The sequence below is a fragment of the Pseudoalteromonas sp. SS15 genome, from assembly GCF_049257195.1.
In the GTDB taxonomy this organism is placed as follows: Bacteria; Pseudomonadota; Gammaproteobacteria; order Enterobacterales; family Alteromonadaceae; genus Pseudoalteromonas.
In genome coordinates this window covers 43,913-60,259 of record NZ_JBMMUD010000009.1, presented here as the reverse complement: position 1 = coordinate 60,259, position 16,347 = coordinate 43,913, and the positions used below count along the sequence as shown (strand labels likewise).

The 16,347-nt window shown below is 43.6% G+C and carries 10 protein-coding genes; 3 read left to right on the top strand and 7 right to left on the bottom strand.

The features are described from left to right. The first annotated feature begins 77 nt into the window (after window positions 1-77). From coaBC to AAEU28_RS17075, 3 genes are all read left to right on the top strand, one after another. The gene (gene coaBC / locus AAEU28_RS17085; protein ID WP_421965202.1) at window positions 78-1,265 is read left to right on the top strand and encodes a bifunctional phosphopantothenoylcysteine decarboxylase/phosphopantothenate--cysteine ligase CoaBC; all 1,188 of its coding nucleotides are present in this window, start codon (window positions 78-80) and stop codon (window positions 1,263-1,265) included. A 206-nt stretch (window positions 1,266-1,471) separates the two neighbouring features. Further along, a complete protein-coding gene (slmA, locus tag AAEU28_RS17080; RefSeq protein ID WP_058028554.1) occupies window positions 1,472-2,062 on the top strand; it encodes a nucleoid occlusion factor SlmA in 591 nt (196 codons plus the stop codon). A 155-nt stretch (window positions 2,063-2,217) separates the two neighbouring features. Beyond that, window positions 2,218-4,974 (top strand): prolyl oligopeptidase family serine peptidase, encoded by a 2,757-nt coding sequence (locus AAEU28_RS17075; RefSeq protein WP_421965201.1) that lies wholly within the window; start codon window positions 2,218-2,220, stop codon window positions 4,972-4,974. 73 nt (window positions 4,975-5,047) lie between these two features. Here AAEU28_RS17075 and AAEU28_RS17070 read toward each other — a convergent pair whose 3' ends face one another. The 7 genes from AAEU28_RS17070 to groL form a co-directional block, all read right to left on the bottom strand. Then, complete coding sequence (locus AAEU28_RS17070) at window positions 5,048-5,533, bottom strand: DUF3016 domain-containing protein (protein ID WP_421965200.1); 486 nt, start codon at window positions 5,531-5,533, stop codon at window positions 5,048-5,050. A gap of 114 nt (window positions 5,534-5,647) precedes the next feature. Beyond that, the gene (locus tag AAEU28_RS17065) at window positions 5,648-8,701 is read right to left on the bottom strand and encodes an efflux RND transporter permease subunit (protein ID WP_421965199.1); all 3,054 of its coding nucleotides are present in this window, start codon (window positions 8,699-8,701) and stop codon (window positions 5,648-5,650) included. Further along, entirely contained in the window at window positions 8,701-9,765 is a 1,065-nt protein-coding gene (locus AAEU28_RS17060; RefSeq protein ID WP_421965198.1) for an efflux RND transporter periplasmic adaptor subunit, read from the bottom strand. The genes AAEU28_RS17065 and AAEU28_RS17060 overlap by 1 nt, the downstream gene beginning before the upstream one ends. 273 nt (window positions 9,766-10,038) lie before the next feature. Beyond that, window positions 10,039-11,292 carry an endonuclease/exonuclease/phosphatase family protein gene (locus AAEU28_RS17055; protein WP_421965197.1) on the bottom strand — a complete coding sequence of 418 codons (1,254 nt, stop codon included), beginning with the start codon at window positions 11,290-11,292 and terminating at the stop codon, window positions 10,039-10,041. 301 nt (window positions 11,293-11,593) lie between these two features. Continuing rightward, window positions 11,594-11,875 (bottom strand): hypothetical protein, encoded by a 282-nt coding sequence (locus AAEU28_RS17050; RefSeq protein ID WP_421965196.1) that lies wholly within the window; start codon window positions 11,873-11,875, stop codon window positions 11,594-11,596. 68 nt (window positions 11,876-11,943) lie between these two features. Further along, window positions 11,944-13,614, bottom strand: a complete 1,671-nt coding sequence (gene ltrA, locus AAEU28_RS17045) for a group II intron reverse transcriptase/maturase (RefSeq protein ID WP_421965195.1) — start codon at window positions 13,612-13,614, stop codon at window positions 11,944-11,946. Between the two features lie 1,072 nt (window positions 13,615-14,686). After that, on the bottom strand, window positions 14,687-16,333 hold the full coding sequence (gene groL, locus AAEU28_RS17040) for a chaperonin GroEL (RefSeq protein ID WP_138561414.1): 1,647 nt from the start codon (window positions 16,331-16,333) through the stop codon (window positions 14,687-14,689). Window positions 16,334-16,347 lie beyond the last annotated feature (14 nt).

The window sequence follows — 16,347 nt, the reverse complement described above, 5'->3', positions numbered from 1 at the left end:
AAAGACAAAAGCAGGTTACCCCTCAGTCACTTCTCTATGATAGAGTTTAGGCAAGTTTTTACTGGATTTAACAAGCTATGAAACAGGCAAAAAATATTGTTTTGGGGATCAGTGGCGGTATTGCTGCTTATAAATGTGCAGAATTAGTTCGACGATTAAAAGAGCGCAACTGCAATGTCAAAGTGGTTATGACCGATTCTGCCAAGCATTTTATTACTCCACTGACTATGCAAGCAGTATCTGGAGAACCTGTTTCTGATTCTTTACTCGACCCGAGTGCTGAAGCGGCCATGGGCCATATTGAGTTTGCCAAATGGGCTGACTTAATTCTTGTCGCTCCTGCAAGTTCAAACATTATCGCAAAAATGGCAGCAGGTATTGCCGACGATTTACTCACCACATTATTACTTGCTACACCGGCAAAAATCGCTATTGCACCCGCAATGAATCAACAAATGTATGCCCACGCAGCAACGCAAGCCAACTTAAAAACCCTTGCTGATCGTGGCGTGGATATTTGGGGTCCGGGTAAAGGCGAACAAGCATGTGGCGATGTGGGTGCGGGTCGAATGCTAGAGCCAATGGAACTCGTTGAGCTTTGTACGCGCGATGACATTGACCCCTTACTGGTAGGTAAAACTATTGCGATTACTGCAGGCCCAACCCGTGAAGCCCTCGACCCAGTGCGTTATATTAGCAACCACAGCTCAGGAAAAATGGGTTATGCCATTGCTGAAGCGGCCCTTAAATTAGGCGCAAAAGTGACACTTATTTCAGGCCCTGTGACTTTAACGCCACCAGCAGAGGCTAAAGTCATCAAAGTCAGTAGCGCATTAGAGATGCGAGATGCCGCGCTTGAGCATGCGCAAAACTCAGATATTTTTATCGGTTGTGCTGCGGTTGCTGACTACCGTGCAGCCAATGTGGCAGAGCAAAAAATCAAAAAGCAAGGCGATGAGATCACCCTCACTATGGTGAAGAACCCTGACATCATTGCCGAAGTTGCCGCCCTTCAAAACAATCGTCCTTATACGGTAGGTTTTGCGGCTGAAACACAAGATGTTGAAAAATATGCCAAAGGCAAATTAGAAAAGAAAAACCTCAATATGATCTGCGCCAATGATGTCTCTCAAGAAGGACTTGGCTTTAACTCAGATCACAATGCGTTAACATTGTTCTGGCATGATGATCAGCGTAATTTAGGGGTTAATAGTAAAGCTGAGCTAGCAACGTCTCTACTAGAGGCACTTGCCGAAAAGCTATAAAAACCCTTAAAACAAAGGCTTACAAAGGTGTATTTTTTTCAGTACAAAACATGAATGAAAGTCACTTTAAAACACTAGCACCAAGCTGAATAAACCATTAACATAACCCCAACAAAGTGTGAGCTTGTTGGGGTTTACACAGCGAAATGCATCGCATTAAGCACACAATAAATAGAACATAATAACGATAAATTAAAGGACCATTCATGCCAGCGACTAAGCGCAGTAATCGCAAAGAGCAAATACTACAATCTCTCGCACAAATGCTTGAAACCAGCCCTGGTCAACGTATCACAACTGCAAAATTAGCAGCTGAAGTGGGCGTATCTGAAGCGGCGTTGTACCGCCACTTCCCAAGCAAAGCACGCATGTTTGAAGGTTTAATTGAATTCATTGAAGACACTCTACTTTCTCGTATCAACATCATTTTAGATAACGAGAAAGAAACGCAGGGTCGTGTTTATAACATCTTGCTCCTTATTCTTGCATTCGCAGAGAAAAACCCTGGGATCACACGTATTTTAACGGGTGATGCACTACAAGGTGAACAAGAGCGTTTGCGTGAGCGCATTCAAGGCCTGTTTGAGAAATTAGAAACCCAATTCAAACAAGTTCTTCGTGAACGTAAACTTCGAGAAGGTAAAGCCTTTACTACCGACGAAGCGGCATTGGCTAACTTCTTCTTGGCCTATATTGAAGGTAAGATGAATCAGTTTGTGCGCAGTGACTTTAAAACGCGTCCAAGCAGCCAATTCGAAGCACAGTGGCAAGAATTACAAAAAATCTGGTTAGCTTAATCGCCAGTTAAATTCTAAAAAGCGACGGACGTCGCTTTTTTTGTGCCCAAAAATCACTATTTCATCTTTCATACTGTCATTTAACCGCATCGCCCTTTTGTCTTTGCCTGCTGCATGATAAAAAAAACCTTTATAAGCAAAATTAGGTTTGCACCATGAAGGCGTTCCACTCTCTTATCGCAGCCAGTGTGCTGTGCAGCTTGCCTGTTGCGGCGAAATCAAATCTTGAATTTAAGGATGTATTTGATTTTCGTTATGCACAAGGCCAGCAACTTTCTGAAAACGGCCAATTTCTGATTTTTTCTGCAAAGCCTTATCGCGGCAACAGCGAAGGCTTAGTCTACGATTTACAGACTAACAAGGTCATTGCGCGTGTTCCGCAAGGTACTAAGCCACAGATCAACAAGGCTGCAAACTGGGTGGCATTCACCCAAGTGCCTACCCTATTAGAAAAAGAAACCACCAAGAAAAAAGATAAGAAGAAATTAAAAAATCATCTCATTTTGATTGATACCAACACACATAAGCAAACCACCTTTGCTGAAGTAGTTGATTACCAAATCAGTGATGACGGTAACTGGCTTGCTTATCGCACCAAAGAAAAACCAGAAGACGATAAAACAGACAAAAAAGCTGACAAGCCTGAAAGCGAAATTAAGGCAGATAAAAAAGACAAGTTCTATTCACTAGTTATCGTAAATCTGCGCGATATGAGCAAAACCACCATTGAGCATGTTGGTAAGTTTGCGCTGAGCCCTAAAGAATATGGCGTACTATTTAACGTCCATGCTGAGCATGGCACAAAAAACCACATAGGCTTTTTTGATTTAAACACGCAAACGCAAAGCAGCTTATTCAACGAGCCAGGTGTCACCTTAAGCCAAGCTATTTGGCACCCTAAAAAGCCTATTGTTGCCTTTAACATGGCCAATTATGTGAATGACGATACACGTCGTCGCGATCATCAAGTTACCCTATGGCACAGTGATACCAATACATTAAAAGAGATTGATAACCCAACAGGTTGGTTCACAGGAAAAACAGCAAAACTGACCTGGTCTGAGCAAGGCGAGCGCTTATACTTCCAAAACCGACCTGAGCTTGAAGCTAAAGAAAAAGAGCTAAAATACGAAGACGAGGCGTCACTCACTGACTTCGACACCATTCGCGCTCAAAAAGGCCTACAGGTTTGGCACAATAATGATGCTGAAATTAAAACTCGTGAAGCTAAAACATGGCAACAAGCGAACAAAAACCGCCACTATCAAGCAGTTTATCATCTAAATGGTGAGCAAGTTGTGCAGCTTGCTAACGAGCAAGCGCCAAATATTCGCCTAAACACCGAAGCGAACTTCTTACTCGCAAGTAACGATAAGCCACATTTAGAACGCATTATGTATGAAGGCTTCTTCAACGATTATGTAGCCATTAATGTGAAAACCGGCGAGCAAACTCAAATCATCGAAGGCTCACCGTTTAGACCAAGCCTATCTCCGACTGGTAGCCATGCTGCACTCTTTAAAGACCAGCAAGTTTGGTTAAAAGACTTATCATCTCAGTCTTTGTCACCACTAACCAAAGCTATCAGAGAAGCGATTTTCGCCGATGATAAGCACGACTACCCGAGCGAGCAACCTGGCTATGGTTTTGCGGGTTGGCAACTTGATGGCTCAGTTGTGTATGTCTACTCAAAGTTTGATATTTGGGCGTTCGATGTAAAAACGCAGCAAGCAACGCGTTTAACAAAGGGCCGAGAAACAAACACCCAATACCGCGTAAAACATCTTGATAAAAACCAACTTGGTTTTGCTGCAAACGACACCTTAATGCTGCATACCCACAACACTGAAAATAAACAGTCGGGCGTGGCAACGCTTAACCTAGCAACAGGTAAAGTAAAAACGGTACTAAAAGGCGAAGCCCGCTACGAACTAATAGCTAGAGCAAAAGACGCTGACAAGCTGATTTTCACCAAAGAAAGCTATCATCAGTTCCCTGATTTTTGGCAAACCAACAGTACATTCGCTAAACCTAAAAAAGTGACAAACTTAAACCCACAAGTTAAAAACTTTGCATGGGGTGGCAAACCTGAATTAGTGCAGTATAAAGGTTATAACGGCGAGGACTTACAAGGTGTGTTAATCAAACCTGCGGGCTATAAAGAAGGCGATAAAGTACCTACGGTGATTTATTTCTACCGATACATGAGCCAACGCATGTATAACTTCCCGAAAATGGAGTTAAACCATAGACCGAACTTCCCAATGTTTACCTCGAACGGTTACGCATTGTTCTTACCTGATATTCGTTTTGAAATTGGTAAGCCGGGCCCATCATCAACTCAAACCATGATCAACGCCGCGCAAAAGCTGATTGATATGGGGGTTGCCCACCCTGATAAGATTGGTTTACAAGGTCACTCGTGGGCTGGCTACCAGAGTGCCTTTATGATCACGCAAACTGATATGTTTAAAGCGGTTGTCTCGGGCGCACCAGTGTCTAACATGACATCAGCCTATAGTGGTATTCGTTTGAATTCGGGACTTGCTCGTCAGTTCCAGTATGAAACTGGTCAGAGCCGTATAGGTAAACCGCTGACGCAAGCACTTGATTTATACATTGAAAACTCACCAGTATTCTTTGCTGATAAAGTGAATACACCTGTAATGATTATGTTTGGTGATGAAGATGGCGCTGTGCCTTGGCAAGAAGGTATTCAATACTACCTAGCACTTCGCAGACACAATAAAGATGCTATCTTTTTACAATATGAGGGCGAACCACATCATCTGAAGAAATTCCCGAACCAAGTGGATTTTTCAGTTCGTATGATGGAATACTTTGATCATCACCTAAAAGGAAAACCTGCAGCTGATTGGATCAAAAACGGGGTTAAACACCAGCCTGAGTAATTGAAAACGCTTTAAATAATACAATTAATAAAGCCTGCAACCGCAGGCTTTATTATTTATGACACTTAAAACTCTATGCGTTGGTTTTAGTTAACACCTTATTTTCAAACCACTCGCCTAATAGTCGCTTTTCATAATAGAAAGACGTCTCACGACCTTTCTTAATGCGATCCATAAAGCTCATATCTTTTAATACTAGCTTTTCAGCACTACTTACCGTCACGCCTGATTTATCTTGCAAAGTGTAACTGATGGTCAATCTTGGAAAATAGATTGGCTTTATCACACGTATATCTTGCATGTTCATTCTCGCGTCGCCAGCAAGGTCTATGTCATCAAAAGTCACATTTAGTTTATAACCTTCAGGTAACTGCTCAGCCAGTTTGCTGATGTGCTTTTCAAACTGCTTAGCGACGTGTTTGTGATATGCGCCTTTCACTTCGTTTCCTGGATAGACATCGCGATAATCGTTAAAGTCTTTCCAAGTAACTTTCGCCTCTCCAGCGATACTTAAAAATGGCATACTCAAAGCGAGTAAGGTGAAACATAACTTTTTCATGATGACCTCCTAAAAGACTTTCGTCTCTATAATGAGCAAAAAAGTGCGTAATGGGAACCTTTTTAGGGCCGCAATTACACACTTTTACACTTATAAACGCTAAATTCTAAACTGTTACTTTTTTATACCGAAAAGTAACGCATACAGCACAGGTACGACTCCTAAGGTCAAAAGGGTCGAGAACAATAGCCCGCCCATAATGGTCAGCGCCATCGGCTCCCACATTTCGCCGCCGCCTAAGTACAGTGGAATTAATCCCAAAACTGTTGTCGCGGTTGTCAATAAAATCGGTCGCATACGCTGTTGTGCAGCATAAATAATGGCTTGTATAGGATGACTGCTGTCTTCATCTAACTCCATCTTAATGCGCTCAAGCAATACAATCGCGTTGTTGATCACGATACCCGCCAGCGAAATCACACCCAATAGCGTCATAAAACCAAAAAATGACTGCCCAAGTAATAGCGCAGCCACAACCCCGACAAAACCAAGTGGGATAGTTGTAAGCACAATGACTGACTTACGGATCGAGTTGAATTGGCCAATTAATAAAATCACGATAATAAAGATGGCAATCGGCATCTTATCGGCAATTGACTGGTTGGCTTTGCCCGATGACTCGGCTTCACCGCCGAGCTCATAGTCATACCCATAAGGCCAATTTACTTTTTGTGCCTCAAGCCAAGGGAGCAGCTGAGCAAACCCTTCATTGGCGGTAATACCTTCAATTTGTGCACCAACTTTTACGGCTTTTAGGCGATCACGGCGTAAAATCTGGGCGCTTTCCCAAACAACTTCGATGTCAGCAACTTGCTTTAGTGGCACTGAGCGACCTGTTGCTTGTGAATACACTACCATAGCCTCTAATTTGCCAATATCTTGTCTGTCACCTGCGATTGAACGCAAGGTAATAGGTATAAGCTCGTCACCTTCACGATACTTAGTGAGCTCCATACCACTTAAACCAGTTTGTAGAGAGTTTGCAATATCTCGGCTAGACAAGCCCGCTCTGCGAGCCCGTGCTTGGTCAATTTTGATCTGCAGCTTTTTAATGGGTAAGCCCCAATCGTCGCTGATTGACTTTAAGCCCGATGTTTCACGCATTTTCGCTTTTAACTCATCAACAATCCCCATCAGTACATTGATGTCATCACCGAGTAATCTCACTTCAACCGGATTGGCTATCGGTGCACCATTTTCGATTTTGCGCAGCTTTAAAAGCAGATCAGGGTGGCGTGCTAACGCATACTCCTCTATTTGCTTCATCACTTTATCGATATGCTTATACGACGTCGTGGTGATGATCATTAAGGCATAATTAGAACTGGTTGGCTCAGGGCTATGTGTTAACAAGAACCTAGGCCCACCATTACCGATATAGCTTACCCAATCAGTAACGCCTTGCTCTGTTTGTTCGTTTACTTTTAAGTTGTTAGCAATAAACGACTCCATATCACGCACAACCGACTCTGTCGTAGTAATGCGTGTCCCAATAGGAAGCTCTAATTCAACTTTGAAATAATCACGATCTGACGGCGGGAAGAACAATTTAGGCACGTATTGCATACCTTGAATGGCAATAAATAACATGCCCACACAACCTAGAACCGTGAACCAACGGTATTTAATCAGCCCAGCTAAAATATTTTTATAAGTCAGATAAAAGCCCGAATCGTAATTGGCTGACTCTTTCTTCACTTTCGTGAAGTAAACACATAACATGGGGATCATGGTCATCGCCAATAACCAAGAACATAGCAAGGTAATGGTCACTACTTTAAATAGCGAGGCGGTATATTCCCCCGTCGTCGATTCTGCTAAAAAGATAGGCAAAAACGCCGCGCCCGTTGTGAGAGACGACACCAGCAATGGAATTTTCAGCTCTTGTGCCGAATCAACTGCTGCGTCTATGGCTGCTTTCCCTCGCTCCATCTGAACCATGATGTTCTCAGACATTACGATGCCGTTGTCTACCAACATACCCAATGCGATGATCAATGCAGCCAAAGAGATTTGGTCGATGCTGATATTGAAAAACGACATCACCAAAATGCCTAACACCATGCTCATTGGAATAAGACTCGCGACAATCAGGCCAGTTCTTAGACCTAGACTAAACAGCATGACCACAGTCACGACTAAAACAGCTTGTACAAGGTTAGACACAAAGTCCGAGACTTTCTTTTCAACTTCTTTGGGTAAGAATGATAGCAGCTTGAACTCAACCCCAATGGGATAAACTGATTCTAGATGATGCAGAGCATTAATAACTTGCTCACCGAGCAGTAGGTTATTACCGCCCTGGCGCATAGAAATAGCAATGGTCATGCCGCTTTGCTGGGCAACTCGCACCTTGCTCTTAGCTGGGTCAACGTAATCGCGATAGACACGGGCAATATCACTGAGCAAGATCACTTGCTGACTACCCGATACATTGATGATGGTATTGGCAATATCTTCGACTGACTCAAAATTACCACTTGGCTCTAAGGCCAAAGTTTCATCTTCAATGTAAATTGAGCCACCTGGGTTAACGATATTACGAGCCGCGAGTTGATCTTTTAATTGATTTGGCGTGATACCGAGCGCCGCCATTTTGGCATTTTCAAACTCAATGAACACTCGCTGTTCTTGTATACCAAAGATCTCGACTTTCGCCGCTTCTGGCAAGCGTAGCAGTTGATCTCGAACTTGCTCAGCCACATCTTCCATTTCGCGATAGGTGTAGCCTTCGGCGGTTAAGCCAATGACTACGCCAAACACATCTCCAAACTCATCATTGACTATCGGGGCTTGAGCACCACTCGGTAAATCTTTTTCTATGGATTGAATTTTACGGCGCAAGTTATCCCATATCGGCCGCATCTCTTTGTAGCTTTCTTTAATATTGACGCTGACAATCGATACCCCTGTTTTTGAGGTACTACTGACAAAATCGAGTTCAGGAATTTGCTGCACTACTTTCTCGATTTTATCTGTCACTAGCTCTTCAACACGCTGTGGGCTTGCCCCAGGAAAGTAAGTCACCACTTGCGCAGTACGGATTATAAAACCTGGGTCATAGTCTTTCGGCATTTTGTCAAAGGCGAGTATACCCGACAGTAAAAGTACCAAGATCAACACCCATGTGGTGCGATTGTTTTCTAAGGCGAGGCGAGTAATGTTCATTACTTACCTCCTGAAAACTTCACTATTTGCCCATCGGTTACCTTGCTCATACCCGCAGTCACTATGAAAGCGCCTTGCTCAACACCCGATATAACAGGAAAGCCTAACGATGAAATTTCGCCAATCACAACAGGGGTTTTTACGATTCTTCCCTGCCCTTCTGCTTGAGGCTCAACAGTCCAAACATAGTTGCCTTGATTGTCTTTTAACACCGTCGCTAAAGGTAGGTAAAGATTTGAATTAGAACGACTTGGCGTACCCGCCATCACTTTTGCTGTCATACCAGGTAAAATATTGTAGCCATCAGGTGGCAGCATGCTGAATGTCACCTCATAAGTTTTTGTCGCTTCATCCGCTTGTGTACTCACTTCAAAAAACTCTAAGGGAAAACGTTTATCTTTAATCGCAGCAAACTCAGCAAATACTTGTTTTGGCGCCTCTTTACTCACGCGGATCATAATGCTTTCAGGCACATTCACTTTTAAATTGATGTGCTGAATGTTTTGCAGAGTCGCAATGGCTTGTTTGGCTTGTACTTCCTCAAATTGTTCAACATGGGTGCGCGATACAATGCCAGTGAAAGAGGCTTTTAAGGTGGTATATGCTAGGTTGTTTTTTGCATTCGCTAGCTTAGTTTTGGCACTGGTGAATTGCGACTTTAAGGTGTCGTAATCAGACTGGCTAATGGTGCCAGAAACAATTAACTGCTCTGCACGTGAAAAATCAGCTTTGGCTTTATCGTAATTTGCCTGTGCTTCATCGAGTGATAGCTTGTAATCTGTATCATCAATATGTGCGATAAGGTCGCCAACTTGTACTGACTGCCCTTGTTTAACGTACAAATCGGTCACTGTGCCCGGCACTTTAAATGACAAGTCAGCTGTACTTGCCGCATCCACCACCGCCGGAAACTCTTGCAAAGGCCCTTCACTTTGCTCCACAAGTTGTAAAGTTCTAACTGGCCGCAACTGCGCTTTTTTATCTGACTCTAATTGCTGCTCAGAACAGCCAATTAATAGGAGTGCAAATGTTGCAACGAGCAAAAGCGAGTATGTTGTTTTCATTGTCTTATCACCGTGATGTTCTTATTAGACGAAACAGGCTGGAAGGATAGCCTTTTGTTATCTCATTAACTGTAGCTAACTTTTCAGTGTTCGTGAGACAAGCCTGCACTTTTATTAAGCATATCAGACTTATACTTAACCAGGATTAACTAACCTGAACTTTGGGTAAGAGATTTACTAAAGTATGGGTATAAAAAAACCGAAGCCTTGGAGCTTCGGTTTGCAAGAAAGTTTCAAAATAAATAATACAGTTCAATAATTCATTTTATAGCTTTACTTAGTATCGTCAGTTGCCTGCTTATTTAATGTGATATCAGACCAAACTAAGCGATGATCCGAACTTTGTAATCCCGGCCCGACGAGATGATAGTTTGCATCGGTTTTACTCGGCCAAAACACCGCTGTTTGCTCAACCTGAATGCCAAATGTTGATGAGATCACATAATCAGCGCGCATCTTCCAGTCAGCAGTATGAGTTGCAGAAAACGGATTATTGGGTGCATTCTCAACGCCGCCCACACTAACAGGCGCGAGCTTGCCATTGATATATTCACTGGCAAATAATTTAGCCATTGGGTTGCCCGTGCCATTGCCTTCATCAGGAGAAGCATTTAAATCGCCCATGATCACAAAGCGCTTATTCTTGCCTAACCCACCTTTCTGGCCTTTATCGTCATAAATGTAGTCTGATGCATTTGGATCTACATAATCCCACCAAAAACGAATTTCATCATGGTTACGTAAGCCGTTCCTGTCTTCTTTACCATCAAACACGGGCGGTGTTGGGTGACTGGCAAGCACATGAATGACTTCATCACCCACTTTTACTGGCACATCCCAATGGCTTTTCGACGACAACCTAAATATTTCAAGCTCTTCATCGTTATACCAGGCTTCGCCTGTCTCTGGATTTACTGGCAGCGTTGCATTGGGCATGTCTTTCCATAAGAACTTTTGAAAGGTGCGTACTTCATCAGTGATGATTGGATGCTGCGATAACAACACCATGGCATATTGGCCCTCAAAGACCCCAAAGCCATAAGCGTCGCCACCGCCAGCGCCTACTTTACCGTCATTGTTTAAATCAAATTCAGTGACAATACCCGTGTTAGATTCTGCAAGGTAAAAATAAGGATAATCAATACCTTTTACGCCATTTTGACTGACGTTTAAGTAATTTTTAAGCAGTGCTCTAACCGCTCTGCCATCAGCCTCATAATCGAACTCTGCCAGTAATAGCACCTCAGGGCGAACGCGTTGAATGATCTCTGCTACTTTTTTAATTTGTGTATCGTTACCGCTTTGTACGTCGGCCAGAATATCGCCAGCATTTTTGCGATTCAAATAAGCGTTAAAAACCGCAACTCGAAGCTCACCTTGCTTAGCTGGTACGCCCAAATCACTGGTTTGACTTTGTGTTTCTTGAGATGACAAGTTTGCTGACTTTGCTGTATCTGGATGATTCAGCGAACACCCCGCCGCACTTAAACTGACTAATATGCTAAACACCAATACACTTTTATTCATGAAAATATCCTTTACGTGCTGAGCCCGATTCTCAGCAGCTGTTAGAATTTAAAATCGCATTAGCGTAAATAGTTAATTCAAATAACTCAACGCATTACGACGAGTGACTAAGCATAGCCCTTAACGCAAAAAACCTCGCAAATGCGAGGTTTTTTATAAGCGTTTAGTGCTTAGGGGATGATGTCGGGTAGCAGCAGTGCATTGCTGCACCGCCGCCCCCTAAGAACCGTACGAGCGAGTTTCCCCGCATACGGCTCAAGCCTTTATAAGTCAGTACCTGAATACAGACCGGCGACTCAGATTACCACTTACTACAGGAATAACATTCCTCATGTGATGTATCTATAACTTCTTTAATCAAATCAGTAAGCTCTCCCTGACTTTCAAATTCATCATATTCACCACGTTTGAAATGCTTTGCCGCAATCTTATAAGCTCGAGTATTTGCATCCATGTCATGCATCGATAAAAGGACATCCTCGTGATTACCACATGGTTTAATCGCTTCTGCCTCAACGGCAATCATTTCTGCAATAACTCTCTTGTGTTCCTCTTGTTCTAGGTACCTTTTTTGTTGCCCCATATCTTTATCTCCCATTAAGTGTTGGCAAATATTGTTATGGGGGTTGTTGGTCACTAAACCAATGGAACTCAATAACTTTCTGCTACAAAAATATGCAATTGCCTATGACAATTGGGATGCAACAACACTAAGTTACTTAGCTCATCAGAACCGCCTTTTACCCTTTCCACAATATGATGGACATTCCACCCTGTTTCTTTGGTAATTGTCTGGCGGCACAGCAGGCAGCGATGCTGCTGTCTGAGCCATAGCGTTAACACTTTTCGTTTACCTTGCATTGAATCACTCCAAGCTCGCTCAAGGCGCTGCTCGAAGTATGTTTCAAATGCTAAGTCATACGGATTAGCGTCCGATTTGATCTTAGTGTGTCGCTTTATCACAGTGTCATTGGTGTATATCAATCGTTTATCAAAACCGTCGATTGTTATACCGGAAAATGTCCAATTGCGTTTGCCCACAGATTTAAAGTACTTAGACTTAATCCAGCGCTTGCGCCTGTTGGCATGACGCCTTCGACACCATTGCCACAACATTTTCCAAATCCGATAGTCCACATAGTTAAAGGTTTCTTTCGCAACCACATGTCGATGATAGTTAGCCCAACCCCGTAATACCGGATTGAGTTGAGCTATCAACATACTGGCAGCCGCTGTTTTGTTACCCGTCACTATGCTTTTCACCTTATGAAGCAAGTTACGCAAGTTCTTTCGGCTTGGCTTAATTAAAAGCTTACCTTGGTACTTTCGTAAGTTTTGCCCCAAAAAGTCAAACCCATCTTCTATATGCGTGATCACCGTTTTTTCCGGCGATAACTGTAACCCTCGTTCTGCCATAAAGGCTGTTACGAGAGGTTTAACTTCCTCTTCTAAGAGCTCTTTAGAGATCCCAGTAATGATGAAGTCATCAGCGTATCGCACGTAGTTGACCTTGGTCTTGTAGCTGGCTTTGGTATTTTTCTTCCCAAAATGAGATTCAAGTACCGTTTCCAGCCCATCAAGTGCCAAATTAGCCAACACTGGAGAGATTATCCCTCCTTGTGGTGTACCCGCTTCCGTCGGATTTAATTTACCGGATTCCATAAACCCCGCTTTTAGCCATTTTCTGAGTACTTGTTTATCCAATGGGACATTGGCAAGTAGCCAGTCATGACTAATGTTATCGAAGCACCCTTTAATATCCCCCTCTAACACCCATTTAGCAGAATGCTTGCGACTGAGATTCACAAAACATTGCTCAATCGCATCTGCTGTAGAGCGCACCGGGCGAAAGCCATAACTATTTCTGTCTGCGGTAGTTTCCGACACAGGCTCTAGCGCCAGCAGGTATAACGCCTGCATAGCTCTGTCGAGCATAGTCGGTATCCCAAGCGGTCGACGCTTGCCGTTCGCTTTAGGAATATAAACTCGCCTCAACGGTTTGGGTTTATAGCCCTTACGCGTTAATCGAAATAGCGCCAGCCATTTACTCTCAGGTGTACTCCATAACTCCCCATCGACACCGGCAGTCCTTTTGCCTCGATTTTCAGTTACCCGTTTAACTGCCAAAGCTTTGGCAGCAAACGAGCGCACCAACATGCGTTGTAGGGCTTTCACCTTACGCCACTGTTGTTGCTTAGTCGCCTTCGCGATCCGTACTTGTAGCCCTCTCACCTTGCGCTCAACCGCATACCAATCAATGGTATGCCAGCTGTTTGCTTGGTGGGAGAACGCAGGTACATGGAACATACATTCCGTACTCATCTTGCTTTCCTCCATAACCACAAAATGGAGAAAAGCCAAGCCCTTACGGGGATAGCTAATCCCCGCTTGGGTTAATTTGTTAGATGGCTTTACACGCCTTCACACGATTAAAGACCAGTCTGAATTTGGCACTCTTTCGAGTTAGGGCAAAGTTAGAACCCCTATCCGAACCATTACAGTTCAGCCTTCGCTTGGTCAGACATCCTTTACCCACTTATCCAACAGTATTTCTTACGAAATACCTGCCAGAGAATGAAATTTTCTGGCAGATAATTGGGCTTACCGAGTTCCATTGTAATTACACGAACAACTTAGGTTCTACCTATTCACCGATGGTCAAATGACGACGTAATCCCAGATGTAAAAGGATTAACCGACCACGTACCTTTTGGTTAGAGCGTATCAACAATATTTCGCTCTTTGCGGTTGACGGTGTTTATCAGTAGTTCACTTACGTTAACCATATTGCCCAGCCTAGCCTTCAACCAGCTTATTGTTAGCCAATTACGACAACTCTCACGAGTAAATCACCGCTTTCGCAGAAGTACATTGTCAGGAAGCTTCGCACCATGCCGTTACCAGCATCACACTATCCCTAGGCTACAGTTAGTCGTATAACAGGTCTCACTACCGAAATGCCTAAACAAACGGTGAGACAATAATTACAACAGCTTATGCCCGTAGGTCATAAACTCCAGTTGGTTTTGGAACATATAAGAACTGCTATAGGCATGCGCCTATATTTATATGAAGTGATAGTTAAAAAAATGAATACACCTTATAGGTGCTACGAGTGATGAACAGTAGTCCTCATCTACACAAAGGGGTACTTTGTGCCAATCATTTATTTTAAATCTATACTTAAAGGTTCGATGACTAGTAAGCCTCGTTATTTATCCAATTGTTTAAACAATTGCACGACATATCAACTCCTTGGAGTGATATTCCGGCAATCGTTAAAACCCCAATTGCCGGAGTCGATTACTAATTTTGCAGGTGGTGGAAGTGAGTACCTAAGTACTCACTGACAGATAGTCCTGCTAGGCTAGCGACCTACGCGACTCTCGTCGCACTACATCATGCCGCCCATGCCACCCATTCCGCCCATGCCACCCATGTCTGGTGCAGCTGGAGCGTCTTGTGGGATTTCAGAAACCATTGCTTCTGTTGTGATCATAAGACCCGCAACTGATGCAGCGTACTGAAGTGCTGAACGCGTTACTTTAGTTGGATCTAGGATACCCATTTCAAGCATGTCGCTGTAAGTACCGTTCGCCGCGTTGAAGCCATAGTTACCTTCGCCCGCTTTAACGTTGTTTACAACTACCGATGCTTCGTCACCTGCGTTTGAAACGATTTGACGAAGTGGTGCTTCCATTGCACGTAGTGCAACTTTAATACCGTGGTTTTGGTCTTCGTTTTCACCAGTTAGCTCAGCAATCTTGCTTGCTACGCGAACGAGTGCAACACCACCACCAGGTACAACACCTTCTTCAACCGCTGCACGAGTTGCGTGTAGTGCATCTTCAACGCGGTCTTTCTTCTCTTTCATTTCAACTTCAGTAGCAGCACCTACTTTGATTACTGCTACGCCGCCAGCAAGTTTAGCCATGCGCTCTTGTAGCTTTTCTTTGTCGTAATCAGACGTTGCTTCTGCGATTTGTGCTTTAATTTGCTCAACACGACCGTCAATTGCTGCTTGCTCGCCAACACCGTCGATGATGGTTGTGTCATCTTTAGTGATAACAACGCGCTTAGCTGTACCTAGGTCTTCAATCGTTGCTTTTTCAAGCTCTAGACCAATCTCTTCAGAGATAACTGTACCGCCAGTTAGAATCGCGATGTCTTGTAACATAGCTTTACGACGGTCACCGAAACCTGGTGCTTTAACCGCAGCAACTTTCACGATGCCACGCATGTTGTTAACTACTAGCGTTGCTAGTGCTTCACCTTCAAGGTCTTCAGCAATAATTAGTAGTGGCTTGCTTGTTTTAGCAACCGCTTCTAGTGTAGGTAGTAGCTCACGGATGTTAGATACTTTTTTGTCTACTAAAAGAATGTGCGGGTTATCTAGCTCAACTTGGCCTTTTTCAGCGTTGTTGATGAAGTAAGGAGATAGGTAACCGCGGTCAAACTGCATACCTTCTACTACGTCTAGTTCGTTCTCTAGAGACTGACCTTCTTCAACTGTGATAACACCAGACTCACGACCAACTTTTTCCATTGCTTCTGCAATGATGTCGCCGATTTCTTTGTCTGAGTTTGCAGAGATAGTACCTACCTGTGCGATTGCAGTTGCGTCTGCACATGGTACTGAAAGCGCTTTTAGTTCTTCAACTGCAGCAACAACTGCTTTGTCGATACCACGCTTAAGGTCCATTGGGTTCATACCCGCAGCAACCGCTTTAAGGCCTTCATTCACGATAGCTTGTGCTAGTACCGTTGCAGTTGTTGTACCGTCACCTGCAGCGTCATTTGCTTTAGACGCGACTTCTTTAACCATCTGTGCGCCCATGTTTTCGAACTTGTCTTCTAGTTCGATTTCTTTCGCTACAGATACACCGTCTTTAGTGATAGTTGGTGCGCCAAATGACTTGTCTAGTACAACGTTACGACCCTTAGGACCTAATGTTACTTTAACTGCATTTGCTAGTACGTTTACGCCCGCTAACATTTTTGTGCGTGCGTCACCTGCGAATAATACTTCTTTAGCTGCCATGTCTTATATTCCTC

Coding starts and splice junctions, on each gene's coding strand:
- slmA (WP_058028554.1), top strand. CDS start 1,472: ATGCCAGCGACTAAGCGCAGTAATCGCAAAGAGCAAATACTACAATCT.
- AAEU28_RS17055 (WP_421965197.1), bottom strand. CDS start 11,292: ATGAATAAAAGTGTATTGGTGTTTAGCATATTAGTCAGTTTAAGTGCG.
- AAEU28_RS17075 (WP_421965201.1), top strand. CDS start 2,218: ATGAAGGCGTTCCACTCTCTTATCGCAGCCAGTGTGCTGTGCAGCTTG.
- ltrA (WP_421965195.1), bottom strand. CDS start 13,614: ATGAGTACGGAATGTATGTTCCATGTACCTGCGTTCTCCCACCAAGCA.
- AAEU28_RS17070 (WP_421965200.1), bottom strand. CDS start 5,533: ATGAAAAAGTTATGTTTCACCTTACTCGCTTTGAGTATGCCATTTTTA.
- AAEU28_RS17065 (WP_421965199.1), bottom strand. CDS start 8,701: ATGAACATTACTCGCCTCGCCTTAGAAAACAATCGCACCACATGGGTG.
- AAEU28_RS17050 (WP_421965196.1), bottom strand. CDS start 11,875: ATGGGGCAACAAAAAAGGTACCTAGAACAAGAGGAACACAAGAGAGTT.
- AAEU28_RS17060 (WP_421965198.1), bottom strand. CDS start 9,765: ATGAAAACAACATACTCGCTTTTGCTCGTTGCAACATTTGCACTCCTA.
- coaBC (WP_421965202.1), top strand. CDS start 78: ATGAAACAGGCAAAAAATATTGTTTTGGGGATCAGTGGCGGTATTGCT.
- groL (WP_138561414.1), bottom strand. CDS start 16,333: ATGGCAGCTAAAGAAGTATTATTCGCAGGTGACGCACGCACAAAAATG.